Source organism: Pantoea sp. Fr-CA_6 (assembly GCF_024520895.1).
In the GTDB taxonomy this organism is placed as follows: domain Bacteria; phylum Pseudomonadota; class Gammaproteobacteria; order Enterobacterales; family Enterobacteriaceae; genus Pantoea; species Pantoea agglomerans.
Genome location: NZ_JALNPO010000005.1, coordinates 1 through 26,583, shown reverse-complemented (window position 1 = coordinate 26,583; position 26,583 = coordinate 1). Strand labels below are relative to the sequence as shown.

The 26,583-nt window shown below is 56.2% G+C and carries 25 protein-coding genes; 10 read left to right on the top strand and 15 right to left on the bottom strand.

The window, feature by feature from the left end:
* Positions 1 to 9 precede the first annotated feature (9 nt).
* The 3 genes from uhpB to NR201_RS10845 all read right to left on the bottom strand — a co-directional run bounded on the left by uhpB (position 10) and on the right by NR201_RS10845 (position 2,949).
* Complete coding sequence (gene uhpB / locus NR201_RS10855) at positions 10 to 1,509, bottom strand: signal transduction histidine-protein kinase/phosphatase UhpB (protein ID WP_256849764.1); 1,500 nt, start codon at positions 1,507 to 1,509, stop codon at positions 10 to 12.
* Positions 1,506 to 2,099: a transcriptional regulator UhpA gene (uhpA, locus tag NR201_RS10850; RefSeq protein WP_033787435.1), complete on the bottom strand. Its 594-nt coding sequence runs from the start codon at positions 2,097 to 2,099 to the stop codon at positions 1,506 to 1,508. The genes uhpB and uhpA overlap by 4 nt, the downstream gene beginning before the upstream one ends.
* A gap of 181 nt (positions 2,100 to 2,280) precedes the next feature.
* Complete coding sequence (locus NR201_RS10845; RefSeq protein ID WP_033769584.1) at positions 2,281 to 2,949, bottom strand: YecA family protein; 669 nt, start codon at positions 2,947 to 2,949, stop codon at positions 2,281 to 2,283.
* Positions 2,950 to 3,189: 240 nt separating this feature from the next.
* Between NR201_RS10845 and NR201_RS10840 the strand changes: the two genes are divergently transcribed.
* Complete coding sequence (locus tag NR201_RS10840; RefSeq protein WP_256849763.1) at positions 3,190 to 4,443, top strand: serine hydrolase; 1,254 nt, start codon at positions 3,190 to 3,192, stop codon at positions 4,441 to 4,443.
* Positions 4,444 to 4,575: 132 nt separating this feature from the next.
* A complete protein-coding gene (locus NR201_RS10835) occupies positions 4,576 to 5,082 on the top strand; it encodes an RcnB family protein (protein WP_022625353.1) in 507 nt (168 codons plus the stop codon).
* A gap of 42 nt (positions 5,083 to 5,124) precedes the next feature.
* Here NR201_RS10835 and NR201_RS10830 read toward each other — a convergent pair whose 3' ends face one another.
* From NR201_RS10830 to NR201_RS10815, 4 genes are all read right to left on the bottom strand, one after another.
* Positions 5,125 to 6,237, bottom strand: a complete 1,113-nt coding sequence (locus NR201_RS10830) for an FAD-binding oxidoreductase (protein ID WP_031593263.1) — start codon at positions 6,235 to 6,237, stop codon at positions 5,125 to 5,127.
* A 19-nt stretch (positions 6,238 to 6,256) separates the two neighbouring features.
* Positions 6,257 to 7,018 (bottom strand): amino acid ABC transporter ATP-binding protein, encoded by a 762-nt coding sequence (locus NR201_RS10825; RefSeq protein ID WP_010671731.1) that lies wholly within the window; start codon positions 7,016 to 7,018, stop codon positions 6,257 to 6,259.
* A complete protein-coding gene (locus tag NR201_RS10820) occupies positions 7,011 to 7,817 on the bottom strand; it encodes an amino acid ABC transporter permease (RefSeq protein ID WP_129062768.1) in 807 nt (268 codons plus the stop codon). Before NR201_RS10820 ends, NR201_RS10825 begins: the two co-directional genes overlap by 8 nt.
* 61 nt (positions 7,818 to 7,878) lie before the next feature.
* Entirely contained in the window at positions 7,879 to 8,691 is an 813-nt protein-coding gene (locus NR201_RS10815; protein WP_022625355.1) for an ABC transporter substrate-binding protein, read from the bottom strand.
* 193 nt (positions 8,692 to 8,884) lie between these two features.
* Between NR201_RS10815 and NR201_RS10810 the strand changes: the two genes are divergently transcribed.
* The gene (locus NR201_RS10810) at positions 8,885 to 9,970 is read left to right on the top strand and encodes a LacI family DNA-binding transcriptional regulator (protein WP_256849762.1); all 1,086 of its coding nucleotides are present in this window, start codon (positions 8,885 to 8,887) and stop codon (positions 9,968 to 9,970) included.
* Positions 9,971 to 10,119: 149 nt separating this feature from the next.
* Positions 10,120 to 10,833 carry a GNAT family N-acetyltransferase gene (locus tag NR201_RS10805; protein WP_256849761.1) on the top strand — a complete coding sequence of 238 codons (714 nt, stop codon included), beginning with the start codon at positions 10,120 to 10,122 and terminating at the stop codon, positions 10,831 to 10,833.
* 16 nt (positions 10,834 to 10,849) lie between these two features.
* On the opposite strand, the gene NR201_RS10800 is transcribed toward NR201_RS10805, so the two are convergent.
* From NR201_RS10800 to NR201_RS10790, 3 genes are all read right to left on the bottom strand, one after another.
* Entirely contained in the window at positions 10,850 to 11,815 is a 966-nt protein-coding gene (locus tag NR201_RS10800; RefSeq protein ID WP_256849760.1) for a tropomyosin, read from the bottom strand.
* Positions 11,816 to 12,034: 219 nt separating this feature from the next.
* A complete protein-coding gene (opgB, locus tag NR201_RS10795; protein ID WP_256849759.1) occupies positions 12,035 to 14,326 on the bottom strand; it encodes a phosphatidylglycerol--membrane-oligosaccharide glycerophosphotransferase in 2,292 nt (763 codons plus the stop codon).
* Positions 14,327 to 14,547: 221 nt separating this feature from the next.
* Positions 14,548 to 14,937, bottom strand: coding sequence for a tautomerase family protein (locus NR201_RS10790; RefSeq protein WP_256849758.1), 390 nt, complete (start codon positions 14,935 to 14,937; stop codon positions 14,548 to 14,550).
* A gap of 102 nt (positions 14,938 to 15,039) precedes the next feature.
* On the opposite strand from NR201_RS10790, the gene NR201_RS10785 reads away from it, so the two are divergent.
* Positions 15,040 to 15,957: a LysR family transcriptional regulator gene (locus tag NR201_RS10785; RefSeq protein WP_256849757.1), complete on the top strand. Its 918-nt coding sequence runs from the start codon at positions 15,040 to 15,042 to the stop codon at positions 15,955 to 15,957.
* On the opposite strand, the gene NR201_RS10780 is transcribed toward NR201_RS10785, so the two are convergent.
* The gene (locus NR201_RS10780; RefSeq protein ID WP_033769592.1) at positions 15,934 to 16,947 is read right to left on the bottom strand and encodes a glycosyltransferase family 32 protein; all 1,014 of its coding nucleotides are present in this window, start codon (positions 16,945 to 16,947) and stop codon (positions 15,934 to 15,936) included. The two genes, NR201_RS10785 and NR201_RS10780, sit on opposite strands and share 24 nt — an antisense overlap.
* A 504-nt stretch (positions 16,948 to 17,451) precedes the next feature.
* Between NR201_RS10780 and NR201_RS10775 the strand changes: the two genes are divergently transcribed.
* On the top strand, positions 17,452 to 18,417 hold the full coding sequence (locus NR201_RS10775; RefSeq protein ID WP_033759801.1) for a hypothetical protein: 966 nt from the start codon (positions 17,452 to 17,454) through the stop codon (positions 18,415 to 18,417).
* Here NR201_RS10775 and NR201_RS10770 read toward each other — a convergent pair.
* Positions 18,399 to 18,953, bottom strand: a complete 555-nt coding sequence (locus NR201_RS10770) for a histidine phosphatase family protein (protein ID WP_010671720.1) — start codon at positions 18,951 to 18,953, stop codon at positions 18,399 to 18,401. The two genes, NR201_RS10775 and NR201_RS10770, sit on opposite strands and share 19 nt — an antisense overlap.
* A 580-nt stretch (positions 18,954 to 19,533) precedes the next feature.
* Here NR201_RS10770 and NR201_RS10765 point away from each other — a divergent pair.
* The 3 genes from NR201_RS10765 (at position 19,534) to NR201_RS10755 (ending at position 23,029) form a co-directional block, all read left to right on the top strand.
* Complete coding sequence (locus NR201_RS10765) at positions 19,534 to 20,922, top strand: MFS transporter (protein ID WP_031593277.1); 1,389 nt, start codon at positions 19,534 to 19,536, stop codon at positions 20,920 to 20,922.
* 86 nt (positions 20,923 to 21,008) lie between these two features.
* Positions 21,009 to 22,031, top strand: a complete 1,023-nt coding sequence (locus tag NR201_RS10760; RefSeq protein ID WP_029519642.1) for a LacI family DNA-binding transcriptional regulator — start codon at positions 21,009 to 21,011, stop codon at positions 22,029 to 22,031.
* Between the two features lie 11 nt (positions 22,032 to 22,042).
* The gene (locus NR201_RS10755) at positions 22,043 to 23,029 is read left to right on the top strand and encodes a nucleoside hydrolase (RefSeq protein ID WP_010671717.1); all 987 of its coding nucleotides are present in this window, start codon (positions 22,043 to 22,045) and stop codon (positions 23,027 to 23,029) included.
* Positions 23,030 to 23,184: 155 nt separating this feature from the next.
* On the opposite strand, the gene NR201_RS10750 is transcribed toward NR201_RS10755, so the two are convergent.
* The 3 genes from NR201_RS10750 to NR201_RS10740 all read right to left on the bottom strand — a co-directional run bounded on the left by NR201_RS10750 (position 23,185) and on the right by NR201_RS10740 (position 25,829).
* Entirely contained in the window at positions 23,185 to 23,649 is a 465-nt protein-coding gene (locus tag NR201_RS10750) for a YbaK/EbsC family protein (protein ID WP_256849756.1), read from the bottom strand.
* Positions 23,650 to 23,743: 94 nt separating this feature from the next.
* On the bottom strand, positions 23,744 to 24,538 hold the full coding sequence (gene fhuF / locus NR201_RS10745; protein WP_010251473.1) for a siderophore-iron reductase FhuF: 795 nt from the start codon (positions 24,536 to 24,538) through the stop codon (positions 23,744 to 23,746).
* 193 nt (positions 24,539 to 24,731) lie between these two features.
* The gene (locus NR201_RS10740) at positions 24,732 to 25,829 is read right to left on the bottom strand and encodes a diguanylate cyclase (RefSeq protein ID WP_086905137.1); all 1,098 of its coding nucleotides are present in this window, start codon (positions 25,827 to 25,829) and stop codon (positions 24,732 to 24,734) included.
* A gap of 231 nt (positions 25,830 to 26,060) precedes the next feature.
* Here NR201_RS10740 and NR201_RS10735 point away from each other — a divergent pair, with 231 nt between their 5' ends.
* The gene (locus NR201_RS10735) at positions 26,061 to 26,345 is read left to right on the top strand and encodes a DUF1435 domain-containing protein (RefSeq protein ID WP_010251467.1); all 285 of its coding nucleotides are present in this window, start codon (positions 26,061 to 26,063) and stop codon (positions 26,343 to 26,345) included.
* Positions 26,346 to 26,583 lie beyond the last annotated feature (238 nt).

Below are 26,583 nucleotides of genomic sequence, written 5' to 3'. Positions count from 1 at the left end.
GGTGGTTCCTCAGGCCATACGCAGCGGCAGATGCACGCTGACGCGGGTTCCATGGGTGCAGGAGATAGTCAGCGATCCGCCCAGCGCACTCACGCGTTCGCGCATCCCGACCAGACCAAAGCTCTGCTGACCGGAACCTGGCGGCAGACCGCAGCCATCATCTTCAATCACCAGCAAAACGCGACCATCCTGTTGCCAGCCTTTGAGCATCACGGCGCTGGCGCTGGCGTGTTTCACAATGTTGTTCAGCCCCTCCTGACAGACGCGAAACAGCGTGACGCGCTGCGCTTCGCTCAGCAGCGTCTCATCAATACGCCACTCAAGGTGACTGACGATGCCGCAATCCTCCAGCTCCATCTCACGCATCAGGGAGCGAACTGCCTGTTCAAGTGACAGGTCATCTAACTGGCGGGGTCGCAGGCGTCCCAGCAGTCGCCGCACTGAATCGTAGACGCCAAGAGAGAGCTGCTCAATATGGACGCCGCTCTGGATCACCCGGCCATTATCCGGCGCAAGGCGCTGCACAATGCCCGCCTGAGTGCGGATTGCCGTAATCGTCTGACCGATATCATCGTGCAGTTCGCGTGCCACCTCCTGGCGCACGTTCTCTTCTGTCTCGACCAGCCGTTCCGCCAGGCGCCGGTTGCGTGACAGCTCACTCTGCAGCGACTGATTCAGCTCGCGCAGCCGCTGGATACCGGCACCCAGCAGCAGTCCGGTCAGGCTTTGCGCCAGCAGCGAGAGCAGAAGATCGACCGGATGATCGTGCCAGGTCTGGCTGGCGATCAGCGCGATTGCGTTCATCAGCGTCGCGATCAGCGCACCCTGCCAGCCGTAGTGCCAGGCCAGCGCAATAATCGGCAGCGCCAGACAGAATGGCGTAAAGCGCGACAGTTCAGCGGGCAGGCCAAGCTGCAACCACAGACTGATGACAAACAGCAGCAGATACCAGATAAGATGCCGGGCGCGCCAGTTGACCGGTTGCGAGACCAGCGCCGGTCCCAGCGGCTGCCAGCGGGTGCTGGTGAGGTAGTGCCAGATGACCAGGCAGGTCGGGGCCAGCGTCAGACCACCGGTGAGCGTCAGCAGCAGGGCGTTCAGCATCTCCTGCTGTCCCGCCCACGCCAGGGACTGCAGCAGCGCCGCGGCGATCAGAGCCGCGCCCTGGCTCAGCAGCGTGCGCCAGTCACGCTGATGGCGGTAATGGGAGATCAGCGCCACCGGCAGCAGCGTCAGTACACTGCCCGCCATTAACAGCGGCAAATGCGCCAGCGCGACCACCTTCGCCAGCCAGATCAGCATGATCCACTCAGCTACCAGCAACACCGGCCAGTAAGCGCGTGGACATTGCAGCATCAGCCCCAGACGCAGGCCAAACGGAAATAGCAGCACCGCCAGCTCCGGGCGTTCCACCAGGTGCAAGCTGATACTCCACAGGCAGAACCAGGCCGACGAGAAGATGAAAAAGCTGGCGACAACGGAGATCAGCCGCGAAACACAGGGGCTCATTGCCAGCCATCAAACATGCGGCGCGCCAGCTCCACATCATTGCTGACGCCGAGCTTCTCCATCAGATTCGCGCGATGGACATGTACGGTTTTCGGTGACAGCGCCAGCTCAACGGCAATTTCCTTTACCGCCATGCCCTGTGACAGTTTTTCCGCCACCTGACGTTCGCGTCGGGTCAGCGGGTCCTGCCGACCAGCGGCCAGCTTGATCGCAATCTCTGGCGTCAGATAACAGCCGCCTGTGGAGACCGTGCGCACCGCCGCGATCAGTTCATCGGGACGACAGCGTTTAGAGAGGAATCCGCGCGCACCGGCATTAAGCGCCTGCTCCACCAGGGCCGGACTGTCATGGACTGACAGCATGATGGTGGCCAGGCCCGCCGGCAGCTTGCTCAGCAGCTCCAGCCCGGAGAGATCCGGCATCGAAATATCGCAGATACAGACCTGAACGCCCCGGCCCGGTAAACCTGCCAGCGCCTCACGGCCAGAACCAAATTCCGCTACGACCTGGAAATCCGATTCCAGGCCCAGCAACTGGGCAAAGCCGGAGCGGACGATAAGGTGATCGTCAATAAGCGCGATGGTGATCATGTTTATTCCTGGCGGGTAAAATCGCGCTTACCTTAGCGATAAGCACGAAGCTGTTCAAGTCGTGAGCAGTCTATTCAGGTAAGGGAGTGGGTAGAATGATGCAGGTCAAACTGTCGTGGATCGTGAGAAAAGCATGCCGGGCTGAATCGCCGCCCGGCAGATCGTGAGGCTAAGCAGCCGATCAGTGCAGACAGCACTGCTTATATTTTTTGCCGCTGCCGCACGGGCAGGGATCGTTGCGGCCGGGCAGTTTCTCTGCCGCGACAGGCTTCTGGGGAACGGGAATCGCTTCTGGCTGGGAGATCCAGTGATCGTGCAGCGCCAGCGCAGCAGGACGGATAGCTTCAATGCTGGCTTCCATCTCGTCCGGCGTCATGGCATCGATCTTTTCAAGATTCTCTTCCACGCCGTGCAGAGCGATGGCGTCCAGCGCGGGTTGCAGGTCCTGCGGCAGGGCAGACCAGTCGGTCAGCGCGACACCGCGCATATAGCCGAAGCACCACTCTTCCACCACGGTAAATTCCAGACCTTCCATTTCACGGATGCCAAACAGCGGTTCGAACTGCTCAGGGAATTCAGATAAGCGGTCAGCCACATCATTCATATGCTGGAAGCAAAGCGACATAAAGCGCGTCATTTCACGCTCGTTGCTCCATTTTGGGATCTGCTTCTCGCCACCCCACAGTGCCACCAGCCACTGGCTTGGCTCGACGGTGACGGGACCGGAGAGAACGGCAGTCAGCAGGCCGTCGAGCTCGGAGACATCAATAATCGATGCTTCGCTGCCATATTTTTCCAGCATATCTTCCAGCCATTGCAGCTCTTTTTCGGACAGTGGGCCTTCTTTCATGCGGTTGCCTCCCGGGCATTTCAAAAATTTCAGCGGCGTTGAGCCTTAAAACCGCAGCAGTGTACACCCTTGTGGACTGCAACACAGCTAACCCTGTTCGGGCGTGCTGCGGTGATTAAACCGCGTTTAGCACCACTTTCATCCCGTTGTGCAGGCGATAGCCCACAGCACTTTATGGTACATTTTTGCGCTCCGGCCAGACAGTTGCGTGTTAAATAATAATAAGTTAATGATTAATATATGAAAAATGGATTTACTGGCAGGCCGGCTGTTGCAGTCTCCCTTGCACGGCTGACCCCTGGCGGCCAGTGGATCAGCAGATTAATGACGCGATTCATGCCAGCCTTTATCTTCCTGCTGGCGGGATGTGGAACCCTGTCGCAAACCTCCGCCCCGGTGGGCGATCGCGTTTATCTGACACACGCCACCTTTCATGAAAATGTCGATGACATCGTGCAGCATTACATGCAACAGAAGCAGGTTCCCGGCATCAGCATTGCGGTCATTCATCGCGGTGGCCCGACCCGCTATTACGCTTTTGGCGTCACCGATCGTGTGCATCGCTATCCGATCACGCCCGATACCCTGTTTGCGCTGGGATCGCTGAGTAAAGGCGTGACGGCAGAAGTGATTATCCAGCTGGTTGATCAGGGTAAGCTGCGCTGGAGCGATACACTGGCCGATCTTCTGCCGGAAGGCGTTCGCCTCAGCGCTGGCGCGCAGCGCATCACGCTGCTGCAGCTGGTGACGCACACCTCGGGTCTGCCGCGACAGGATATGGATCTGACGATGCTGCAGCAGTTCGTTCGTTATCTGGATACCGGCGAGAACTTCTATGACAATCTTGATAGCGACAAGCTGCTGAGTTATCTGGCGGACTTCTCTGCACCCGCGGTACGCATGCCACACTACTCCAACCTCGGCTATGCGCTGCTCGGTTATATCCTGCGCACGCGTTTTCATCAGGATATTCAGACGCTGGCGTCACAGCTTATCTTCACACCGTTAAAGATGAATCAAAGCAGTTTTGTACCGGAAACGCTGACGGGCTATCCGCTGCGTGCGCTGGGCCATGCAGGCGATCAGCCGAAATTAATCCGCCGCGGCACGCTGACGCCTGACTGGCATTTTCACGGCAACATGGTGGCCGCGGCCAGTCTCTACAGTAACGCGCGCGATCTGAGTGCTTATTTGCGCGCACATCTCAGCGCTACCGGTGATGCTGCGCGGGACCGGGCTTTCACGGCGGTAGACCAGGCGTGGTATCAGCAGGGCGCGCAGGCGCAGAATATCGCCTGGGTAACCGACACTTTCGAAGAGCAGCAGATCACCTATCAGGTGGGCTATATCGGCGGCTATGCCAGTTTTATCGGCTACGATAAACGTAACGGCAATGCGATTGTGGTGCTGCAGAACGGCTTTAACTGGAGTAACTATTTAGGCATTGCGTTGTTGGTCGATCTGGCAACTCAGGATAAAGTGGTCGGACAGTGATCCGCTACCTGGCCTGTGTGCAGTAAAGTGAATAGCGCTGTTTTTCCTTACACATAGCGTCAGTGCGCCGGAACTGAAGTGCGATAAACATTGTCTTTAGCCTGACTGTCAAAATTCAACGTGGAAATCATTATGCGCAGGACTCAACGTGTACTTTTATCAATGGGATTACTGGTTGGCTCGCTGAGCCTGATCCCCGCTGTACAAGCCGCTGGCGAAGCAACGGATACCGTTCCGCCACCGCCGCAGATTCAGCCTGCTAATCCGGATGCGCAGCCCGCTACGCCTGATACGGGCAGCGTTCAGCCGGATGCCGGTGCCGCGCAAAGCCAGGCGCCGACCAGCTCACAATCTAATGATGGTATTACGCCGACCACGCCAGCACCTTCCAACGGCGCGCACCCTAATTACGACCTCAGCACCATCATCATCGACTACAAACAGTACCAAATCGGTGACACAGTGCCAGAGAAGTACACCGATAAAACGTACACCATCAATGAGTGGCAAAAGCGTAATCTGCCCGCTCCACAGGAAAATACCCACTGGGCCTATATCAACGCCAACTACATTCTTATTACCAATGACACCGGCAAAATCGTCATGGGTAAATCGGGCGATATCTTCTTCCGCGGTTAAAATAAGCGATAAAAATCAGCCGGTCGTGATGACCGGCTTTTTTTAGCTGAAACGCTCAGCACCAAAGCTTGCCAGCATCGGATGCTTTTCACCGCTTACAATCTCCTCCGCCAGTAATTCACCGACAATCAGCGCCAGGGTTGCGCCCGAATGCGTGAACGCCACATAACAGCCCGGCACCTTCTGCAGTTGCCCCAGTACCGGATCGCCATCGCCCGGAATCGGCTTCAGGCCAATTTTCCAGCTCTGGACGCTGAGCGGCTCGTCACCCCGTAACAGCTGACTCGCTTCCTCGGCCAGCTTTGCTACAACCTGCTTATCAATATGGTAATCGCCTCCGGCCAGCTTCTGGATATCAGCCTCGTACCAGTCGTGATCCAGGGCGTAACGGTTGCCGGGGTTTGGCCGAATGGCGGCGCGGGGCGTGTTCAGCACCGCCTTGAGTTCATGTTTGCCCGGCTCAGTGATCACCAGCATGGAGACGGGCGATCCGTTGGGAATCGTCACGCCCAGTGGCGCAATCACATCCGGTGTCCAGGGCCCGCAGGCGACTACCACCGCATCTGCCCGCAGTTCACCCAGCTCACTGCGAATGCCGCAGGCCCGGCCATTCACTGTGATTACACTGGCTTTACCGGCGTGTTCAATCACTTCACCACCCCGCGCCCGGAACTGATTCACCAGATACTCTGACAGGTGCGGCAGGCTGACCCAGCCTTCACCGGGGTTAAATATCGCCTGCGACGGCAGCGCGTCGGGATCGATCGTCGCATCCGCCTGCGCCACGTTATCAGGGGTCATGAGTTGTGAGTCGTAGCCGTGTGCTTTCTCATAGGCGTGCCGCGCCTGCGTTCCGGCTGCATCATTGCTGAACCAGCAGACCCCGCCATCAAAACGCAGCCAGTCGAGGGTAGGTTGTTGAGCAAACAGGGTGCGATAGCGATCAATGCCCGCCATGCGCAGCGCGTGATAGGGGCGGGAGCGTTCACCCGCCGAGTTGAGCCAGGAGAGTGAACGTCCCGATGCGCCAGAACAGAGCGCGGCTTCGGTCACCAGCGTCACCGCCGCTCCCCGTTTTGTCAGCTCCAGCGCCGTCGAGACACCTATTACGCCACCGCCCAGAACAACCACTTTCATTTCAGTTTTTACCGCCATTATCAGGTTCCTTGCTCAGTTACAGCACTTCAGAGAGAAAACGTTGCAGTCGCGGCGACTGTGGCGTATCAAAAATGGCGCCCGGCGGCCCGGCTTCAACAATCTCGCCTTCGTCCATAAACACCACCTGATCCGCCACTTTGCGCGCAAAGCCCATTTCATGTGTCACCACAACCATCGTCATGCCGCGACGACAGAGATCCGCCATCAGCGTCAGGACACCCTTCACCAGTTCGGGATCGAGCGCGGAGGTCGCCTCATCAAACAGCATGACCTCGGGATCCATCGCCAGCGCGCGGGCAATCGCGACACGCTGCTGCTGGCCGCCGGAGAGATCGCGTGGCCGGTGATCGGCGCGCTGACCCAGACCCACTTCTTCCAGCCGCTGACGCGCAATCGCCATCGCCTGCGCTTTGGGCAGGCCTTTAACCCGCCACGGTGCCAGCGCCACGTTCTCCAGCGCGCTGTGATCGGGGAAGAGATTGAAATGCTGAAACACCATGCCAATCCGTAACCGCAGCGCATCTGGCTTGTCGCGCAACACTGACCGATCAGCCAGAAGTACATCCCCCGATTGCGGTTCATGCAGCCGGTTGATGCCGCGCAGCAGCGTCGACTTACCCGAGCCAGATGGCCCGATAATGCAGGTGGTACTGCCGGGCGCGACCCGTAGCGAGACGTTACGCAACACCTCAATCGGGCCATAAGCCAGAGTCAGATCGCGCAGCTCCAGGCTGGCACCGTGCCAGCTCGCGGCAGTGGTGCTGTTCAGGTTATTCATGGTTGCCTCCGATCCGGGGATGAGTGACCAGTGCGCCGCCGGGCGCTCTGACTTCATCCACCTCTTTTAAGCCACTTTGCGGGGCAGTCAGGCGACGTCGGCCGGTGCGATAACGCACATCGACATAGTTGACCATGTGCGTCAGCGGCACAGTGATAATCAGATAGAACAGCCCTGCCAGCATCAGGGGCGAGAGGTTGCCGGTGAGCACCGCCGCGTCCTGGCCCACGCGAAACAGTTCCCGTTGTTGTGTCATCAGGCCCAGCAGGTAAACCAGCGAGGAATCTTTAATGATGGCGATGAACTGGTTAACGATGGCGGGCAGTACGCGGCGGATCCCCTGCGGGATCACCACCAGTCGCATTGCCCGGCCATAACTCATCCCCAGCGCACGGCAGGCTTCCATCTGGCCGCGTTCAACACTCTGAATACCGGCGCGGAAAATCTCGCCCATGTAGGCGCTGGCGATCAGGCTGAGGGCGAAGATCCCCAGCGGATAGGGCGTAGGACCGAACAGCTGATAGCTGAAGCGCGCCAGGCCCTGACCAATCAGCAGAATGGTCAGAATCGATGGCAGACCGCGGAACAGATCGGTATAGAGCCGGGCAGGCAGACGCAGCCAGCGTGAGGGCGAGATGCCCATCAGCGCCAGCAGAAGGCCGAATAGCGTGCCGAGCAGCGTTGCCGCCAGCGAGATAATCACCGTGTTGACCAGCCCGGTGGTCAGCATTTGCGGCAGTACTTCCATCATTGATGGAAAATCAAAGAAGGTGCGGGAAAGAATCGTGAGCAAGTCCATCGCCGTCTCCATGCAGGGTGGGGGATCCCCCGGTTAACTCAGGACGCGAACGTCCGCATCTTTACTGCCCGCCAGGCAGATACTGTTTTGGCATCGGCGATCCGGGGAACCACTTCTGATAGAGCCGTTGCCAGGTGCCATCCTGCATGGCTGCTTTAATGGCGCGGTCCAGCGCGGCCTTGAAGGCGGGTTTGCCTTTGGCAATGGCAATGCCGGCCGGTGCATCAAACGAGGGGATGTCGGCGGCAGAGACCAGCTTAAAGCGGTCGGCGTAGCTTTTTGCCGCCTCGTAGTCGAGGAAGATCGCGTCGAGCGTACCGTTGTTGAGCGCAGAGACTGCGCTGTTGTTATCCGGGAAGCGTACGAGATCGGTCTGGGTGAAGTGTTCGACGGCATAGCTCTCCTGCAGCGTGCCCTGAACCACCCCGAGCCGGTGTTTTGCCAGGCTGGCGACATTCTTCACGCCGCTGTCGTGGCGGGTCAGCACGGTGAGAAATCCCGCCAGATAGCCGGTTGAAAAATCCACCGTCTTTTCACGCGCAGGGGTGATGCCGATGGCCGCCACCGCCGCGTCATACTGACCGTTGGCCACCGCTGGCATGATGGCCGAGAAGTCCTGTCCAATAAAATCGACCTTATCGATCCCGATACGATGGGCGACATCTTTGAAGAATTCGACATCAAAGCCGGTGAACTGACCGCTGGCATCCGTGAAAGTGTAAGGTTTTGAGTCGCCGACGCTGGCGATGCGTAGCTGACCCGGTTCGATCAGCCCATAGGGATTGTTATCGCTGGCAGCCAGCGTACAGAAAGACAGTGAACAGAGTGCGAGCGTGGTGCCGAGCAGTTTGCCCAGGGTGGTTTGCGATTTCATAGCTCATCCGTTTTTGCAGGTTTAAACATCAGAGACTGTTGAGCCAGCGATTATTATTGAGACCGGTCTCAACACAGGTGGCACCTTAAGACGCTGGTGTTGTGAGACCGGTCTCAAGGGGTTACAATGAGTTTAAGCACACCCTTTTTTCGGCGTCAATATTCCTGTCATCAACCTGTGATTCAAAATAATTATGACCAGCCAGAAACGACAATCTAAAGCGCCCACCGTGGCGGATGTGGCGCGCGCAGCAAAAGTATCCAAAGCCCAGGCGGCGCGTGCGCTGGGTGGCTACGGGGCGGTCAGTGATGAGGTGCAGGAGCGGGTCAACAGCGCGGCCTCCGCGCTGGGCTACCGTCTGAATGCCCTGGCCCGCAGTATGAACACCGGACGTTCCAATACCATTGGTGTGATTGTCGGCGACATCGAAAATCCCCATTTCGGTCTTGCGCTGCGCGGCATGGCGGATGTGGCGCGCACTGCCGGTTACCATCTGCTGCTCAGTAACAGCGATGAGAAGCGGCAGGCTGAGCAGGATGCGGTGCGGGTGATGCTGGAAAAGCGGGTCGACGGCATTATCGTTGCGCCCTGCTGTTCAGAACACCGTCACAACAGTCACCTGACTCAGGTTCTGGAAGAGGGCAGAGCGCTGAAATTATTTGATCGCGCAGTGACTGACCTTGATGTGGAGGCGATCTGCTGCGAATTTATCGAAGTCGCTGCAGAAGCAACCTCGCTGTTACTGGAAGCGGGCCATCGCCACATCGCCTATATCACCAGCATGGCACTGGCAACCGACTACAGCACGCCAGGCGATTTTGGCCTGACGCCGGTCGCCCAGCGCGTGGGCGGCATGATGCAGGCATTTGCTGCCGCGGGCGTGGAATTTGATCCGACGATGGTGAAAGTGAATGCGCTGGACGAAGCGGAGATTGCCCGTATCGTGGCCGAGCTGTGGCAGCGTCCGCAGCCGCCCACTGCGCTGGTGGCTTCTGACAGCGTAGTCGCGATGTGGCTGCTGCGCGAAGTGACGCAGCGCGGACTGCGAATCCCTGCCGATCTCTCATTCGTGATGTATGACAATTTTCCGTGGAGTGAGATTGTCACGCCACCGCTGACGGTGGTGGCGCAACCGGTGTATGAGATGGGCCGTGAAGCGGCACGACGCCTGATCGCGGAGATACGCGGCGAAGCCGTCGGACCGATGCCGCGCTTTGATGCCCGTCTGATGATTCGCCAGTCCATTGCCGCACCGGCCAGCCTCATCAGTGGGAAATAATAGGGTTAACCCGGCCAGCCCGGTAACCGGTATATCGCCTGGCTGATGCGTTCGCAGGCAATGGGTCTATCATTTTCGCCAGTTTTGGTCCTTTTTAATCAATTATGATCGTGGCAATCTGCAGAGATAATCTGCAGCCAGGAGACAACATGCCACAACATACCAATCAGTACGGACAGCCGGTCGGTGAGCCAATGCCAGACTGGCAGCCCCGACCTCTGCCCCAGCATCAGGTTTTTACTGGCGAAGTTTGTCGGCTGGAGCCGTTCAGTGTGGCGCGTCATGCTGAGGCACTGTTTGAGGCATGGGCGCTGGCTGAAGATGGGCGTGACTGGACTTACCTGCCTGCCGGTCCTTTTACCGATCACCCGGCATGGCAGGCGTATGCCGCACAGCTTGAAGTGAGTCGCGATCCGCTGCATTTTGCCGTGATCGATCTGGCCACCGACCAGGCAGTAGGCAGCCTGTCGTTAATGCGCATCCAGCCTGAACATGGCGTGATGGAAGTCGGGCATGTCATGTTTTCGGCCCGGCTGAAGCAGACCCGCATGGCAACGGAGGCGCATTTCCTGCTGATGCGTTACGCCTTTGAGACGCTGGGTTATCGCCGTTATGAATGGAAATGCGATAGCTGTAACGCCCCTTCCCGTAAGGCAGCGGCACGTCTCGGTTTTCGTTATGAAGGCGATTTCCGTCAGGCAATCGTCTACAAAGGGCGTTCACGTGACACCAGCTGGTTCTCGCTTATCGATAGCGAATGGCCGCAGGTGAAAAAGGGCCTGCAGCGCTGGCTGGCGGAGGATAACTTTACCGCCGACGGTCAGCAGCGCGAAAAGCTGGAGGCGCTGCGCGACAGACCCTGACCGGGTGATAACGCGATCACATTACAATATCTTTCAGGACCGCCGCCAGCAGGGTGGTGGTCATGAGAATAGATAACCGTTTGATCCAGCGCATATCGGTGGTCAGGGTAACAACGTCATTTCTGAGGCTGTCCACAGCCGAAGTTAATCGGAAATTCATTTCACTGAGAGCGACATCCAGCTTATCCACTTTGGCTTCTAACTGATTAAAACGGATGGCCAGTTTGTCTGTTTTTCTTTCAACATGGCCAAGCCGCTCGTCTATCTGATGTACTTTTGTTGTGAGCTGACCAAGCCGCTCATCTATCTGATCGACTTTGGTTGTAAGCTGGCCGAGCCGAATGTCTATCTGATCAACTTTTATTGTAAGCTGGCCGAGCCGGTTGTCTATTTGATCAACTTTTATTGAAAGCTGGCTGACCCGACTGTCTGTCTGGTCGACTTTCAATGTAAGTTTGCCGAGTCGATCATCCATCTGCTCGACTTTGGTCGTAAGGTGGCTGACCCGATCGTTTGTTTCGTCGATTTTGGTCGTAAGGTGGCTGACCCGATCGTTTGTTTCGTCGATTTTGGTCGTAAGGTGACTGACCCGATCGTTTGTCTCGTCGACTTTGGTTGTAAGGTGGCTGACCCGATCGTTTGTTTCGTCGACTTTGGTCGTAAGGTGACTGACCCGATCGTTTGTTTCGTCGACTTTTGTTGTAAGGTGTCTGACCCGATCGTTTGTTTCGTCGACGTTGGTCCTGAGCTGACTGACCCGATCGTCTGTCTGGTCGGCTTTTGCCTGAAGCTGACCAAGCCGAATGTCTATATGGTTGGCTTTGGTCTGAATCTGACCGAGTTGCTTTCCAACCTGTCCGCCTGGCTGCCTCTGCTGCATATCAGTAAACACCTCCACCATCGCCTCCGCTTGCTGATCGTCGATCCCTGCCTGTTGCAGCGCTTTAAAGGCTTTGTGGGTACTCATCATTGTGCTTGTCATCACGACACCTCCCTGTGCACTTCAGCGATAACGGCATCATGACAGGCAAAAGACGTATCGCCACTAAGCCGGTTATATTTTGCGCGTCTCGCCGAAAAATATCAATTAGTACAACAAGTAACGTGCAGCAGAGTGCGGGCTGTCTCGCAACATTTAGCTGATGGCAGGATGAGGCGACTCTGCGGAAATCCGCAGAGTCGGAAAGAGAAAAAGCGGGCGTCAGGGCTGTGGCACGATTTTAATTTCAACCATGCCGATGCCCAGTTTGCGCGGATCCTGACCGGTGATATTGCCGGTGTTACTCAGCTGCGGTTCAGGTGGTGCAATCACCAGACGATGGCTGGCGCCTGGGTTATCAAAATGCAGGGTATGGGTCGATATCTCTTCACTCAGCGACAGCAGTTGCTGCTGATCGCCCACCCGAACCGGAATCGCCCGGTGCGCATTGGGGCCATACGCACGCGCGGTGATCACCAGATCGAACTTCGCGGGCAGCGCATCGATATAGTCGATATGAACCTCGGGGGCGAGATTAGCGTTAGACCAGCGTCCCCAGCTCTCTGGCCGTGAGATGCCGCTGAAGCTTTTAACACTCTCCGGTGCGCCAGGCACGTCAAGCCGGAAGCTGTCAGCGCTGTAGCGAATGTTGTTATCTTCAATACGGATCTGCGCGAGGTTCTGCTGGTAACGCGCATCACTGATAGCGCCCTCCGGGAAACGGACTTTGCCTTTCCACTGCGGTTTGTCGACATGCGTCACCGACGGCGTGCCGCCGAGCTGTCCCATCGCCACACAGAGATCGCCGGAAAGTGCCAGCGAAGGCTGCCAGAGTCGCGCCATCTTAAAACAGCGATCCACCCAGAGGAATTTATCGGCTGAGGCGAAATCCGCCAGCTGATAGCGCAGCGGTGCCGAATATTCCCCCTCCGGCATCGGCTCGACATGCTTATCACTGATGCGGAACAGAATCGGCAATTTGAAGGTGGTCCCCGAGAAGCTGAAGATATTCTTCGCCTGATCCACCGTGAAGTTGTCTATCTTCTTCGGGAAGTTCCACAGCTGGATAATGTCGGGCTTCCAGCTCGTCACCTTACTCTTCATATCGTCGAACTGGGTGGAGAGTGAAAGCGATGAGAGGCTGCTGCGGCCCAGGCCAATCGCGTTATCGCCGCCGAGAATATCGAGCAGCGTGGCGCCGTTATCCAGCGTGCTGCGCTTCGCCTCCATCAATTCCGCCTGCGGCTTGTCACCACGGATCACCATGAAAAGATTGCGACGGGGCTGTTTGACCAGCCACGGATGCGCAGTGTTGTTCATCGCCAGATGATCCGAGCTCACCACAATCACGGTGTTTTTGAACCACGGCGACGCTTTAATGCGCGCAATCAGGCGCGCCACGTGTTCCTGCGAGCAGGCGACCGCACTGAATGACTGATTCGGTTTGCCCTCAATGCTGTAGCTCCTGCGATCGCAGCTGCGTGAGATAAATCCGTCAGGATGATGGGTGTCGACGGTCAGCGTAAACAGCGCAAAAGGTTTACCGGCCTGAGAGAGTTCCTGATACTTCTCAAACACCTCATCCATTACCGTATCATCGTAATAACCCCAGTTATTACGGTAGGTGGGATCGGCGACGCGGCTTTTCAGCTCCTGCGAACCATAAAGGTTAGCGGGATCAAAACCGTGTGATTTCAGGAAGACATCTTTCCCGGCGAAACGCAGATCGGCACCCTGAATAAACCAGTTCTGGTAGCCGGAGTTTTTCAGGATGTCGCCCAGACAGACGTTCTGTGGATAGAAGCTGGAGAGCGATGCTGACGCATTGCCATCAAAGGGGGCAAACAGCGGAATGCCACACTGTGAGGCGACCATGCCCGCAATGGTGTAATCGGTACCTGGCAGCTGTTCGGTTTCGCTGAAGTCGATGCTCTGCTCTTTCTGCCGGCTCAGCTCCGGCGCTAAGCCGGGAAAGGCGATAGGGTCAAAATAGGTGCGCTCTAAGCTTTCACCATAGATGTAAACCACGTTGAGGTGCGGCTGTTCAATGCGATTACGCGGCACTTTATAGAAGTTGTCGAAGTCAGAATCTGCCAGTTGGGTATGCGACATAATCAGGGTCGCGACCTGGCGAAAGGCCGGGGTAGTCTGCACCGAGCCGAGTGCACAGGCGGCGGCCAGCAGCGACCAGCCCATGTGATGCGGACGCTTACGCCGCCGCAGAATCCACGACAGCAGGCAGAACAGCAGAAACAGCACGATGATCAGCCCAATAGCCGGCACCACATATTTACTGATACCCGCGCCGGTCAGACTGTTGGTCAGGGTATAAAGCACCGCATCGTTGATGCCGTCACCGGTAAAATAGTTGCTGGCATAGAGGGTGGCGTTCAGCACAACGAAAAGCACCAGCAGAATAAGAACGACAATAAACCAGAATTTGTTACGCCCGGCTTTACAGGAATAGATTGCAATAGCGGCCAGAAACAACGCGACGGACACCAATTCGGACAACGGCAAATCCTCTCTTCAGGGCTACGCGAGGCTTCACGCAACCGGCCACCTTCGGGGGATGGTTTTTCGACAATCTATATTGGCTGTAATCCGGCTGCAACATATCCGGCCCGATTTGTGCGGTGAAGAGCAGATTGGTTTATTGTCATTTCAGAAGTGAGGTTATCAGGCGTGACGGTGGCTGGCGCGCACCGTCAGCAGAGAAGAAGTCAGGGCGATTTTCAGAGTTTGCCGGTGAGATATTGTGCTTCGCCGTCGGCAAAACTCCAGTCACCTTTGTCGTTGGTGATAAAGCTGATCATTAAATCGTTGCCCTGCACACCACAATGCTCACGCAGCTCACGCGCCAGCTCGGCCATGAACAGCTGTTTCTGTTCACTGCTGCGTGGGCTGGTATAGACCCGCACCATCACCAGATTATCGCTCCGGCTGAACCCCAGTCCGGTATCCTGAAACACCATCTGATAGCGCTTGTTTTCCTGAACAATCTGGTAGCGATCGCGTTCCGGTACCTTAAAGGCCGTGAGCACGGCGCGGTGTGCCGCATCCAGCAGTTTACGAAGCTCTGATTCTGAACGACCCTGGATAACATCAAATTGCAGCAGTGGCATAGCGGATTCCTCCCGGTGATTAAGAACCCTATGGTGACCCCTTTATCCGGCGGGAAAAAGCGCGTAGCCTGAAATGATTATTCACTATAGTAAACAATCACGATGAAAGAGATGAAAACGGATACGCTGTGGGATCATCTGCACTGGCTGACCGTACTGGCAGAGCAGGGCAGTTTTACCCGCGCGGCAGAGCGGCTCGACGTCAGCAAGGCGGCGATGAGTCAGAAAATTAAAGAGCTGGAGGAGATGGCCGGTGTGTTGCTGGTACAACGCACTACGCGCAGCGTGCGGCTGACCTCTGCCGGTGAGAAGCTGGTGGAGGAGCTACGCGAGCCTTTTGCCCGCATTGAACAGAGTTTTTTCAGCGTGCGGGACACCGCCGGGCCGGTCCGTGGCCTGGTGCGCATTACCGCACCGGTGGCGTTTGCCCGTCAGCAACTGGTGCCGATTATCGGTGAATTTCTGCGTGATTATCCCCAGGTGCGTCTGCAGCTGGATGTGACTGACCGCATTGTGTCGCTGAGCAGCGAGGGATTTGATCTGGCCATTCGACACAGCGACACCCTGCCGGAAACACACGTGGCACTGCCGCTGTGTGACACGCGGACATTACTGGTGGCATCACCCGCCTATCTCAACGAACAGGGGATACCGCAGTCGCCGCAGGATCTGGCGCAGCATAACTGCCTTTACTACCCACGCGGCGTCGAATCACCGCGCTGGCGGTTTACCACCACCGCGGATAGCGAACAGGTCCAGATACGGATCCAGGGCAGCTTTGCCACTAACAACAGCGAGTCGATACGCGATGCGGCCCTGCAGGGATTAGGGATCGCTATGCTGCCCGATTTCAGCGCCCGGGAGGCGCTGGCAGCGGGATCATTGCAGCAGGTGCTGCCTGCGTGGCAGCCGGTTGAGGCCTTTGCCGCCCGCCTGTGGATCGTACGACCCTGGGCGGCGCAGGTGCCCCGCGCGGTCACCACGTTTACGCACTGGCTACGCGCGCGCTTTGACCGTTGAAGGCAATGCCAGCGCAGGTGGCGTGGTGTGCATCATCTCGCCAATCAGGCTGCTGCGGTTATATAAACCAAGCCGCAGATTGAAGTCGAGATGCAGCCGCTCGTTGCCGGTTAATTTTATAATGGGTGGCGGCGTCTGTGGCCGCTGCTGAAACATCACAGACTGCGCAAAGGCGCTGCTACTGTCGGCATGCAGGCGCTGATAGAACCAGGCGCTGGCTTCACTTTTACGCAGATAGAGATTCGCCCGCCGGTATTCCCGCATCGCAACCTGCTGCGCCAGCGACAGGAGCTGACGAGACGGATTCTCCATATTCTGCACAATCAGCGGAAAATCATCACGCTTCTTCAGCTCATGGAAATAGTTGCGGATACCGACGTTTTTAACCGGCGCCAGCTGTTTCAGCCATTCGCGGATAAACGGATTTTGCGGGGCGGCAGCAAGAAACCAGCTCTCGGTGACCGGCGCAAGCAGATTCAGCGTCGATTGCTCGTTATAGTAACCAATGAGATCCATTGACCGCGCTTCGTGAACGCGATGCACCCAGGCGAGATTCTCAAACAGCAATGTGCTGCAATCAATGCCGATGCCGCCATAACGGTGAATCAGCTCAAGCCGGATGATTTCACTTTTATGTGCCAGCGTCAGATCGGAAGAGATAAAGTTAAGATCGGGCAGCCACTGCGACAGGGTGCGCTGCGTAATCAGATAAACCTGGTGGTCGGGGTTGTCCCGCCGGATTTTACTGATATTCAGCGCCATTGAGGCAGGCAGGTGATCGTTATGCCAGACCATCCAGACGATTTTTGGAATCTCCGGCAGATCTTTCTGCTGCGCGATCAATACGACATTATCTTCCTGACCCGGATCATATTCCGGTGCCCGACAGAGTTTCTGCTGTTTTCTATTCCATAACATCTGGCTACTGAACGATATTCTTTTCCAGTTACGCCAGATTTTATGCGCTGGACGTTGGCGATGTGAAGTCATGGTACACCTGTTATTTTTATTTTCCCGTCATAGTGCAGGCTCTGCCCGTTCCGCCAGCGGCGGGAACGGCCGGAATTACATACTGACTGCAATCCCGATGAGTGCGGGAATTAATGAATAGTTTTCCCTGGTGGCGACGTAGTGCTGGAGCGCGCGATAGTTTCCTCACGGCTGTTTAATTGCACTGCACCTTTTTAATAAAACATTATTTACACATTAGCTATGTCTTTTTTTGACTTTAGGATAATACGGAAATAATCCGGTCACGTTATGAAAATAATAATGTCGTCACTGTTAATCATTTATTTAAATGCGGGAATAAACGCAGTTAAGGAATATCTGAATATTATTCTTAACCTGCGCGTTATCCTGCGGCCCGGGCCACAGGAACAGTGGCTATTGTACTTAACTGGTGGTGTAAGCCCGGCTCATCAATCCGCGGAATCAGACAGCCTGAAGAGGATTGTCTACGCTTAAGAAGAACTTACTGAGAAAGGAGCGCGCATGCAGAGTGAATCTTACGGGTTACTGGCGGTTGATAAGCAGGGTAATCGCGTCCTGTTTCTTAATCCGGAAACCTTCGCGGTCGAGCGGGAACTGAACGCTTTTCCACCGCGGCCGCATGAACTCCTGATGCTGGCCCCCTGGGGTAAAGCCTATGTACCCATTTTTGGCGACGGCGTTCATGGTAATAACCCGCATCCGGGTCACAAAGTGGCGATTATCGATTTACAGCGTCGGGAGATCAGTGGCTTTATCGATCTGTCGCCGCTGCGGGCACCCCACAGCGGGCAGCTGGGCCGCGATGGCAAAGTCTATCTCTGCTGTGAGCAGAGTGCCGCAGTGGCGGTGATCGATCCGCAGAGCGACAAAGTGGAAAAAATCATTCCAGTTCCTTCTCACAACGCGCATCGCCTGACGCTGTCACCCAGCGGCCGCAAGCTGTTCACCGATAACGAAGAGGATGCGACCATCACCGTGGTGGATCTCTGTGAAGCAGAGGGGCGGGTCATCGACACCATCCTGCTGCCCGGGCCGATTGCGGGCATCGCTGCCTCTCCGAAACACCCCTATCTGGTCGCCAGCGCCGCTGATGCACCGTTGCTCTATGTGATCGATCGGCAAAGCCACCGCATTCGCCAGCGCCTGACGCTGCCAGGTCATGAGCGGCCCTGTCAGGTGGTACGCTTCAGTGCCGATGGCGAGCAGCTGGTGGCGATAGGGGATCAGGAACCGCTGGTGACGCTGTTTGACGATCTGCTGAATCCGCTGGGCGACATCCGGGTAGGTAACATGCCGATGGATGGCTGTTTTACGCCAGACAGGCAACAGCTGCTGATTGCCAATCAGGATGATGGCACGCTGAGCGTCATCGATCTGGCGCAGCGTAAAGTGATTGCTACGCCGCGTGTCGGAACGGGCTGTGAGGTGCTGGGTTATTTTCCAATCGGTCAGATAAACGGACGATGATAGATCGCGGAACTCCAGTGGCGGCTGCTGGCGTGCTTCTCCGCCTGCCAGCCGCGTTTACGTAATTCGCGCGCAATCATCTTATTCATGATGCCGTGACCCAGCAGCAGCACCGTGCCATGCCGTGAGTGATCGATCAGCTTCTCTGCCGCCGCGGAGGCGCGGCTGCGCGCATGTTGCAGCGACTCCGCTTCACCCGCATACCCGCAGAACCACAACAGCCGCAACAGGGCCAGCCAGCACAGGGTAGGCAGCTGCACCGCACCGGTTCGCAGCAGTGGCACGGCGACTTCGCTGAATACGGCATCAACCTCATGGGGCTGCAGGCCGAGCTGGCTCAGGGAGGATTGCGCGCGGGGCAGGGGACTGCAGACAATAAACGTAGCCTGACGGGCAATTTCGATGCTGCGCGGCGGCGGTCCGTCACTAACCTGTGACAGATCGTAGGCTTCGCACCAGTCTGCCAGTGCCTGCACGCTCTGGCGACCCGCAGCCTGGTGGTCAGGTTTACCGTGTCGCATCAGGATAATTTTCATAGCATCTCTGTCCGCCCTTTTTGTCAGGGTAACGTATTGTCTGCGCTTACAGCGATTTTTCAGAATAAATACACCTGTCATCTCATGGTCACAGGCGTGTGCGACAACAGAGCCCGATGAAAGGATTTTAGTTAGTCTTATAACGCTTAATCATAAGAGAAAATGGTAACTTATAGTCGATGGTAATTTTTTTCAGGCGATGTGTTGCGGGTAACTGGCTGAATTTGCGCTAAAAATGCGTGATGACGGGATGTGATAGTGAAGTTTTACTAATAATTTTCATCAGGATCTATTGATTTATCTACGCGCGTAGATACACTAGGTCCCCAGTGATTGCTCACGGTGCCCGATGCACAGTAGGCCCATCGATTGTTAAGTTACATTCGCTCAGTTTAAGCGACCGGTGAAAAATACACCGGCGAAATGGGGCGAAGAACAAGATTCCAACACCAGGGAATCCTTTAACCTTTCATCATGGTTAGTCAACTGAACGTCGTCACCGGGGAATTTCCGCTTTTATCAGGGAATCGACCCATGGACGGGCGTTTATCGATCTGCATACTCATTCAGGGATAGGGTTATGACGGCACACAACTCCGTTAATCAGCAGGCATCACTGTCATCCACTTCAGCCGCCGATGAGCGGTTTAACACCCCTTCAGGCCGCAAAGATTTCTGGCGCGCCACTTTCTCATGCTGGCTCGGAACGGCAATGGAGTACGCGGATTTCGCGCTCTATGGCCTGGCGGCCGGTATCATCTTTGGCGACGTCTTCTTTCCGGAATCAACCCCTGCCATGGCACTGCTCTCCAGCTTTGCTACCTGGTCAGTCGGCTTTGTTGCCCGGCCTATCGGCGCACTCTTTTTCGGCTGGCTCGGCGACCGCAAAGGCCGAAAGGTGGTGATGATCTCTACCATCATTCTGATGGGCGCTTCCACGACGTTTATCGGCTTAATCCCGAGCTATGCCTCTATTGGCGTCTGGGCGCCTGCCTGTCTGGTTCTGCTGCGCTTTACGCAGGGTTTCGGCGCTGGCGCGGAGTTATCGGGCGGCACGGTGATGCTGGGTGAATATGCGCCCACAGAGCGTCGCGGACTGATCTCCTCCGTGATCGCGCTGGGTTCTAACAGCGGCACACTGCTGGCTTCGCTGGTCTGGTTGCTGGTGGTACAAATGGATCAGCAGAGCCTGCTGGAGTGGGGCTGGCGTATTCCGTTCCTCAGCAGTGCACTGATTGCGCTGGTTGCCTTGTGGATTCGACGTCATCTGCGCGAAACGCCGGTGTTTGAGCGCAGAAAAGCGGAGATGGAAGCAGAACGCGCAGGCGTGCTTGCCGCTCCGGTGGTGGATCAGCGGCCTTTCTTCCAGCGTACCCGTGCCTTCTGGACCATGGTTGGCCTGCGCATCGGCGAAAATGGCCCCTCCTATCTGGCGCAGGGCTTCATCGTCGGTTACGTCGCAAAGGTGCTGATGGTCGACAAGTCCGTACCAACCACTGCGGTGTTCCTCGCGTCGTTGCTGGGTTTCCTGATCATTCCTTTAGCGGGCTGGCTCTCTGACCGCTTTGGTCGCCGGGTGGTTTATCGCGTGTTCTGTCTGTTACTGATGTTCTACGCCTGGCCCGCCTTTACGCTGCTCGACACGCGTGAACCGATGCTGGTGATCCCGGTTATCGTGGTCGGTATGGCGCTGGCGTCGCTGGGTATTTTTGGTGTGCAGGCGGCATGGGGCGTGGAGATGTTCGGCGTTCATCATCGCTACACCAAAATGGCAGTGGCTAAAGAACTGGGTTCCATTTTGTCCGGTGGAACCGCACCACTTATTGCCGCTGCTATGCTTTCTTATACCGGTCACTGGTGGCCGATTGCGGTTTATTTCTCGGCGATGGCCGCAATTGGGTTCTTTACCACCTTTGTCGCGCCTGAAACGCGAGGGCGGGATCTCAATCTGCCTGAAGATGCCATCTAGCTTTGCCTGAGGATGCCATCTGCCAGGATAGCGCGAAAAGCAGCAGGCCGTGTAAAGCGGCCTGTTTTTTTATGGAGGAACGTGATGTGCCTAAGTCGTTAACGGGAAAAGTGACCCGCAGTGAAGTTGCGAAAGCGGCAGGCACCTCAGTGGCAGTTGTCAGTTATGTCATCAATAACGGGCCTCGCCCGGTTGCCGAGGCGACCCGTCAGCGGGTACTGGAGGCGATTAAAGCCACCGGTTATCGGCCAAATGCGGCAGCACGCGCACTGGCATCCGGCAACACCAAAACCTTCGGACTGGTGGTGCCCAACATCGGCAATCCTTTTGTGGCCTCAATGGCGCACGTGTTGTTGCAGGAGTCGATGAATCACGGCCACGTTATGCTGCTGGGTGATGCAGGTGATGACCGCAAGCGCGAACTGGAGTTAATTCAGGGACTGCTGAATCGGCAGGTCGATGGACTCTTTTACAACAGCGTCGATCGCCATCCTTACATTGACCTGATTAAAGCCAGCGGTACGCCACTGGTCATGCTGGAGCGGGTTGAGCCTCAGCCGGGCGTTAACATGCTGCGGGTCAATGAGCGTCAGGCCGCCTGGCAGGTGACGGCACATCTGTTGAGTCATGGTTATCAGCAGGTCGGCATAATCAGCGGCCCGGTCGATATGCTTAACGCGCAGGATCGTATTCAGGGCTGGCGTGATGCCATGCAGGATCGCGGGCTGCCGATTGATGAATCGCTGATGTTTCCCGCCAGCTACACCCCACAGGGCGGATACGCTGCGGCACAAACCATGATCGCCCGGGGTCGTGTGCCTCGTGCACTGTTTACCAGCAACGAAGGTCAGGCGATTGGCGCGCTTCGCGCCTTTTCCGAACATCAGATCCGTGTGCCACAGGATGTGGCGCTGGTCTGTTTTAACGGTACCAATCACTCCTCGTTTCACGTCCCGACATTAACGACCGTGCGCCAGCCACTGCGTGAGATGGCTCGCTCTGCGATTCATATGCTGAAAGAGGGACAGAGCGAAGCGCAATTAAAGGAGTTTCCACACTACCTTGAAATCGGTGAATCCTGCGGCTGTGAGCCGCAAAGCCAGAGTTAGCCTATAAAAATATGAAAAGAATTATTATTGACTGCGATCCCGGCAACGGTATCGCGGGTGCCAACACCGATGATGGGCTGGCGATTGCGCTGGCCTTAGCTTCACCTGCACTGTCGCTGGAATTGATCACCACCGTGGCCGGTAACACGCCATGTGAAGTTGGCGCGCGCGTCGCCAAAGATCTGATCGTCCGGCTGGGATTATCTATCCCGGTAATCCAGGGGGCGACGCAGGCGCTACAGGAAGATCCTGCGCCGTGGCGCGAGACGCTGGATAACCGGGTCAATCAGCTTGCGCTGGGTAAGATGTGGCAGGGCGTGCGCCAGCCAGCGGATATCGCGGCGGATGCGTTTGATGCTGCTGACGCTATCGGCAAACTGATTTGCGACAATCCGGGCGAAATTACCCTGGTGGCGATTGGCCCGCTGACGAATGTGGCGCTGGCAATGCAGCGCTATCCCGCCATGGCCGACGCTGTGGCGGAAATTGTCATTATGGGCGGCGTATTTACGCTGGATGATTATATCAAAGACACCAATTTTGGACTGGATCCGGAAGCGGCCCATCAGGTGCTGCACAGTGGTGCAGCAGTAACGCTGGTTCCGATGGATGTCACCACGCAGACGCTGCTGACCCAGCAGGATTTGACCCGCCTGACCGCCGTCGATCATCCACTGACCGAATTTGTGCGCGACACGCTGCGTCCGTGGATCGACTATTCGATGGCGACCCGGCATCTGGCGGGATGCTGGATCCACGATGCGCTGGTAGTCGCCTGGTTGCTGAATCAGCGGGTCGCGGCAGGCATCGATTACCGGGTGGATATTGAACTGCGTCCCGGTGCGACGCGCGGCAAAAGCTGGCGTTATCGTCAGCCCCTTCGGCTCACTGTCGGCGTGCCTGAGCAGTGCGGCGCATCGGTGCATGTGCTGCATCGTGTCGATAACACGCTGCTGTTATCGATTATTGAACAGGCATTTAAGCGCCTGAAATCCTGATGTCGTGGGCGATTAACTCGCCCGCGTGCTGGCGGCAGCGGATCGGTTTCCAGAAGGGCGCGGTGGCCATCAAACGCTGACGGTATCTGTCAGTTTGTCAGCCGCATCAGGACGCGGGCAGAAGGTGCAGGGCTTGTGTGAGCTGATACCCGGCATTACATTGCTTCGCACACATCGACCCAGCGGGCGTTAGTCAGTTCAGCCATCAGCTGTGGGGTAATGCGAACGGCGCTGTGGATAGCGCCGGCGGCGGGCAGGACTTCCTCGAAACTGCGCAGTGAAACATCACAGTAAACGGTCAGCGGGTTCTCAAGACCGAAAGGACAGACGCCGCCCACCGGATGGCCGGTCCAGTTAATCACCTCGTCCACGCTCAGCATTCGCGCTTTCGCCCCCAGCGCCGCTTTCAGCTTGCGATTATCCAGCCGGGCATCGCCTCGTGTCACAATCAGCACCACGTCGTTTTTCACTTTCAGTGACAGGGTTTTGGCAATCTCACCTGGCGTCACGCCATGGGCGCGGGCAGCTATCCCGACCGTCGCAGTACTTTCGGCCAGTTCAATAATTTCAATTTCAGGGGCGTGTTCGGCGAAGAACTGGCGCACGGACTCCAGGCTCATCTTTCTCTCCAGGCTGATCGAAGGCGTAAAAATTGCCACAAGCCTCAGTGCCTGTAAACGAGATAAACGGAGAATTCAGCGTAATTAAGTCTGTTTAGCTGCCGCTCAGGGTGCAGTTGCCGCATTGTTCGACATCGGGAATGCGATAACGCTGGCAGCAGCTGCGACGGACCAGTTCGCCGTTGCGCGGGATCATGGTGCGGTAGAGCGGATTTTCGCTGCCATCCAGCAGCCGCTGGTTGAAGAATAGCGCCTGCTCCAGTTGCAGCACCAGCGACTCATCGATCTGGCTTTTCAGTTCACCCAGGAACCACTGGAATGAGTAGCCCATATTGTTCCAGATGAGTCGGGCGTTGATATCACCATGCTGCGTAATACCATTGACCACCGGGATCAGATGCTGCTGAATCAGCCGATCGATACGCTGCTGAGGGTTAAGATAGCGCGCTTCTTCATCCTCCTGCACATCGATCCAGAAAGTGGCCGGATGACCATTCTCATGAAAACCGACGCGGATATGCTCTGGCGAGCAGTCCAGCGCACGCGACTCCTGCAACAGCGCCATGATCAGTGTTGGCAGCAGCAGGCCAAAATACCATTGCGCCCAGAGTGACAGCACCGGTTTCGCTTCACGAACGGCATCAGGATGATCGCGATAGAGATAATCGCTGTAGCGCTGAATAATTGGGGTAAAGGCTTCTGATTGTGACCAGGCGGCGAGGGTCAGCGTGTCGCGCGGCGCAGGCTGGCTGAGCTTCGTCGATTCAAGCAGATAGCTGCGCTGTTGTTGCAGCCGCTCATGCAGACTTTCCGCCAGTGGACGGTCATTCTGCCGGAAGATCATCGACTGAGCGTTAAAACGCTGTTCCTGAGCTGAAACGGTTGCCATGACGACTCGCGAAAAGTGTAGATAAGAAAGCAAATGATAATCGTTATTGATTAACTCTACAAGTCGTGTAAAAAATCGTCGTTGCGGGTGGGAAAACGGCAGGGTTGAGGTCAGTTATCCGATCGGACAGAGCAGCAGAGAGCCGGGCATATCGCGCCGAAGCTTCAGTGATTACCGATGGCGTTACGTTTAATTAGGCATGTTCACTGGCGGCATGATGCTGTTTTCGGGGTAAATCTTCCCAGGCGAGAATGGTATTCCGGCCCTGATTTTTAGCCACATATAATGCGCTGTCAGCATTGGCGACCGCCAGGTCAAATTCATTATCATAAATAGGCGCGATGCCGGCACTGATGGTGACGTGGGTTGAAACGGTTTCATTGAAAAGATGAGGAATTTCTAAATCCAGCACGTACTGACGGATTCGCTCTGCCAGTTTCATGGCGATGGAACTGTTCACATTGGTCATCAATACCAGAAACTCTTCGCCGCCATAGCGGGTGACAACATCGCGTGAACGCACCGCATCACGAATTGCGACAGAGACCCGCGCCAGTGCCTGATCGCCCATCGCATGCCCGTAATTGTCGTTATAGGACTTAAAGTGATCGATATCCAGCAGCAGCACATAGTGGCTGCCAGCATGGTTTTCCAGAATATTATCCAGCCGGTTCTTAAGACCACGACGGTTATAAAGCCCGGTCAGTGGGTCGAGCATGCTGAGGTCGCTGAATGTCTCTTTCTCTTCGTAGAGCTGATGCATCAGGCGCAGAGTAAAGTTGTCGGCACGGCGGCGCATCAGATGCTGTAGTGAGAAACCAATCAGCGGCAGCGTAATGGTTAGCAGGATCAGCGGCAGGTGCTGTGCATTGTCGAGCAGCAATACGGTGAGCACCGGTGGCGTGACATGCAGACAAAAAGCCCCCAGATAATCGCTCAGGGCGATGGCACTGATAAATAACACACTGATCAAACTGATAATAAGAAAGCCACCATCAAAATAGAACACCTGATGAAAGCGATAATTAATATGCCAGGCCCAGAGCATTCCCAGCAGCAGCGCCACAGGATTTAACAGGGGAAGTTTTACTTTAGGCCATATTAAAAGGGAAATTAACATAATGCCGCTAAAGGCCGCGACACTCATTACCGGCAGGGTCGTCTCACTTTTCTCACTGCTCATTATTGGCAGCAGATGAAATAGCGAAACGGCGATATTCAGAAACAGGAAAAGCATCACTGAAAGCCGGTATTTACTCTGCTTCAGCTCTTCATAGGATTGTAATTTCATTATAAGTACTCGTGACGACCCTGAAATACCAAAGCGCACGCCGGCAAAATCAGGTTCTGCCAGACAATGAGCAAATTATTGCTGTTGCTGTTATTAAAGGTGTTATCGGCCGCAATCTAGCATTTTCCAACTGGTCTGTCATCTTCGTTGCCGGGCGTGACAAAAACAGGCTGCAGAGCAGGCAAAACTGTCATATGATAATGGGAATGCTTATCATTTGAGGTTGGTGTCATGGGGATAGCGATTATCGCGGCCTGCGGCCTGTGGGGAGTCAGTTGGGCGCTGGGTAAAAAGCTGGATAGTGCGTGGGGCGTGTTGCTGCCGTGCATTGCGCTGCCGCTGTTCGCCTTATGGGAACCGAGCTTCAGCCAGTGGCGGATGGTGATGACGGTTGCGCTGCTGCTGACAGTCGTGATGCTGTTTAACCAGCGGCTGCGTCACTATCTGCTGCTGCCATCCTGTCTGGCGTTAGCGGGCGGACTGGCGGCTGTCTCTGTGAATTTTCATCTGAATTAACATAAGCGGAGTGGTTAAAACCGGCGAACGGGGTAAAGCGGCTGGAAAAGGTAAAGCGACCGGAAAACAGAACAACTGGAAAAGGTAAAACGAGCAGGGTGTAAAACGAAACTACAGGGGAACAGAAGAGATGAGCGGGAAAGGCCTGAAGATGACAACGTTGGTGCGAAGAGAGGGACTTGAACCCTCACGTCCGTTAAGACACTAACACCTGAAGCTAGCGCGTCTACCAATTCCG

What these genes read in the sequence shown, in the direction of transcription:
- NR201_RS10810 (WP_256849762.1), top strand. Translation starts at nt 8,885, where the DNA reads ATGACCAGCCAGAAACGACAATCTAAAGCGCCCACCGTGGCGGATGTG.
- NR201_RS10755 (WP_010671717.1), top strand. Translation starts at nt 22,043, where the DNA reads ATGAAAAGAATTATTATTGACTGCGATCCCGGCAACGGTATCGCGGGT.
- NR201_RS10845 (WP_033769584.1), bottom strand. Translation starts at nt 2,949, where the DNA reads ATGAAAGAAGGCCCACTGTCCGAAAAAGAGCTGCAATGGCTGGAAGAT.
- NR201_RS10765 (WP_031593277.1), top strand. Translation starts at nt 19,534, where the DNA reads ATGACGGCACACAACTCCGTTAATCAGCAGGCATCACTGTCATCCACT.
- NR201_RS10840 (WP_256849763.1), top strand. Translation starts at nt 3,190, where the DNA reads ATGAAAAATGGATTTACTGGCAGGCCGGCTGTTGCAGTCTCCCTTGCA.
- NR201_RS10735 (WP_010251467.1), top strand. Translation starts at nt 26,061, where the DNA reads ATGGGGATAGCGATTATCGCGGCCTGCGGCCTGTGGGGAGTCAGTTGG.
- NR201_RS10750 (WP_256849756.1), bottom strand. Translation starts at nt 23,649, where the DNA reads ATGAGCCTGGAGTCCGTGCGCCAGTTCTTCGCCGAACACGCCCCTGAA.
- NR201_RS10835 (WP_022625353.1), top strand. Translation starts at nt 4,576, where the DNA reads ATGCGCAGGACTCAACGTGTACTTTTATCAATGGGATTACTGGTTGGC.
- uhpA (WP_033787435.1), bottom strand. Translation starts at nt 2,099, where the DNA reads ATGATCACCATCGCGCTTATTGACGATCACCTTATCGTCCGCTCCGGC.
- NR201_RS10800 (WP_256849760.1), bottom strand. Translation starts at nt 11,815, where the DNA reads ATGACAAGCACAATGATGAGTACCCACAAAGCCTTTAAAGCGCTGCAA.
- NR201_RS10830 (WP_031593263.1), bottom strand. Translation starts at nt 6,237, where the DNA reads ATGGCGGTAAAAACTGAAATGAAAGTGGTTGTTCTGGGCGGTGGCGTA.
- NR201_RS10780 (WP_033769592.1), bottom strand. Translation starts at nt 16,947, where the DNA reads ATGACTTCACATCGCCAACGTCCAGCGCATAAAATCTGGCGTAACTGG.
- NR201_RS10785 (WP_256849757.1), top strand. Translation starts at nt 15,040, where the DNA reads ATGAAAGAGATGAAAACGGATACGCTGTGGGATCATCTGCACTGGCTG.
- NR201_RS10790 (WP_256849758.1), bottom strand. Translation starts at nt 14,937, where the DNA reads ATGCCACTGCTGCAATTTGATGTTATCCAGGGTCGTTCAGAATCAGAG.
- NR201_RS10815 (WP_022625355.1), bottom strand. Translation starts at nt 8,691, where the DNA reads ATGAAATCGCAAACCACCCTGGGCAAACTGCTCGGCACCACGCTCGCA.
- NR201_RS10820 (WP_129062768.1), bottom strand. Translation starts at nt 7,817, where the DNA reads ATGGACTTGCTCACGATTCTTTCCCGCACCTTCTTTGATTTTCCATCA.
- NR201_RS10740 (WP_086905137.1), bottom strand. Translation starts at nt 25,829, where the DNA reads ATGAAATTACAATCCTATGAAGAGCTGAAGCAGAGTAAATACCGGCTT.
- NR201_RS10770 (WP_010671720.1), bottom strand. Translation starts at nt 18,953, where the DNA reads ATGAAAATTATCCTGATGCGACACGGTAAACCTGACCACCAGGCTGCG.
- fhuF (WP_010251473.1), bottom strand. Translation starts at nt 24,538, where the DNA reads ATGGCAACCGTTTCAGCTCAGGAACAGCGTTTTAACGCTCAGTCGATG.
- NR201_RS10825 (WP_010671731.1), bottom strand. Translation starts at nt 7,018, where the DNA reads ATGAATAACCTGAACAGCACCACTGCCGCGAGCTGGCACGGTGCCAGC.
- uhpB (WP_256849764.1), bottom strand. Translation starts at nt 1,509, where the DNA reads ATGAGCCCCTGTGTTTCGCGGCTGATCTCCGTTGTCGCCAGCTTTTTC.
- NR201_RS10805 (WP_256849761.1), top strand. Translation starts at nt 10,120, where the DNA reads ATGCCACAACATACCAATCAGTACGGACAGCCGGTCGGTGAGCCAATG.
- NR201_RS10775 (WP_033759801.1), top strand. Translation starts at nt 17,452, where the DNA reads ATGCAGAGTGAATCTTACGGGTTACTGGCGGTTGATAAGCAGGGTAAT.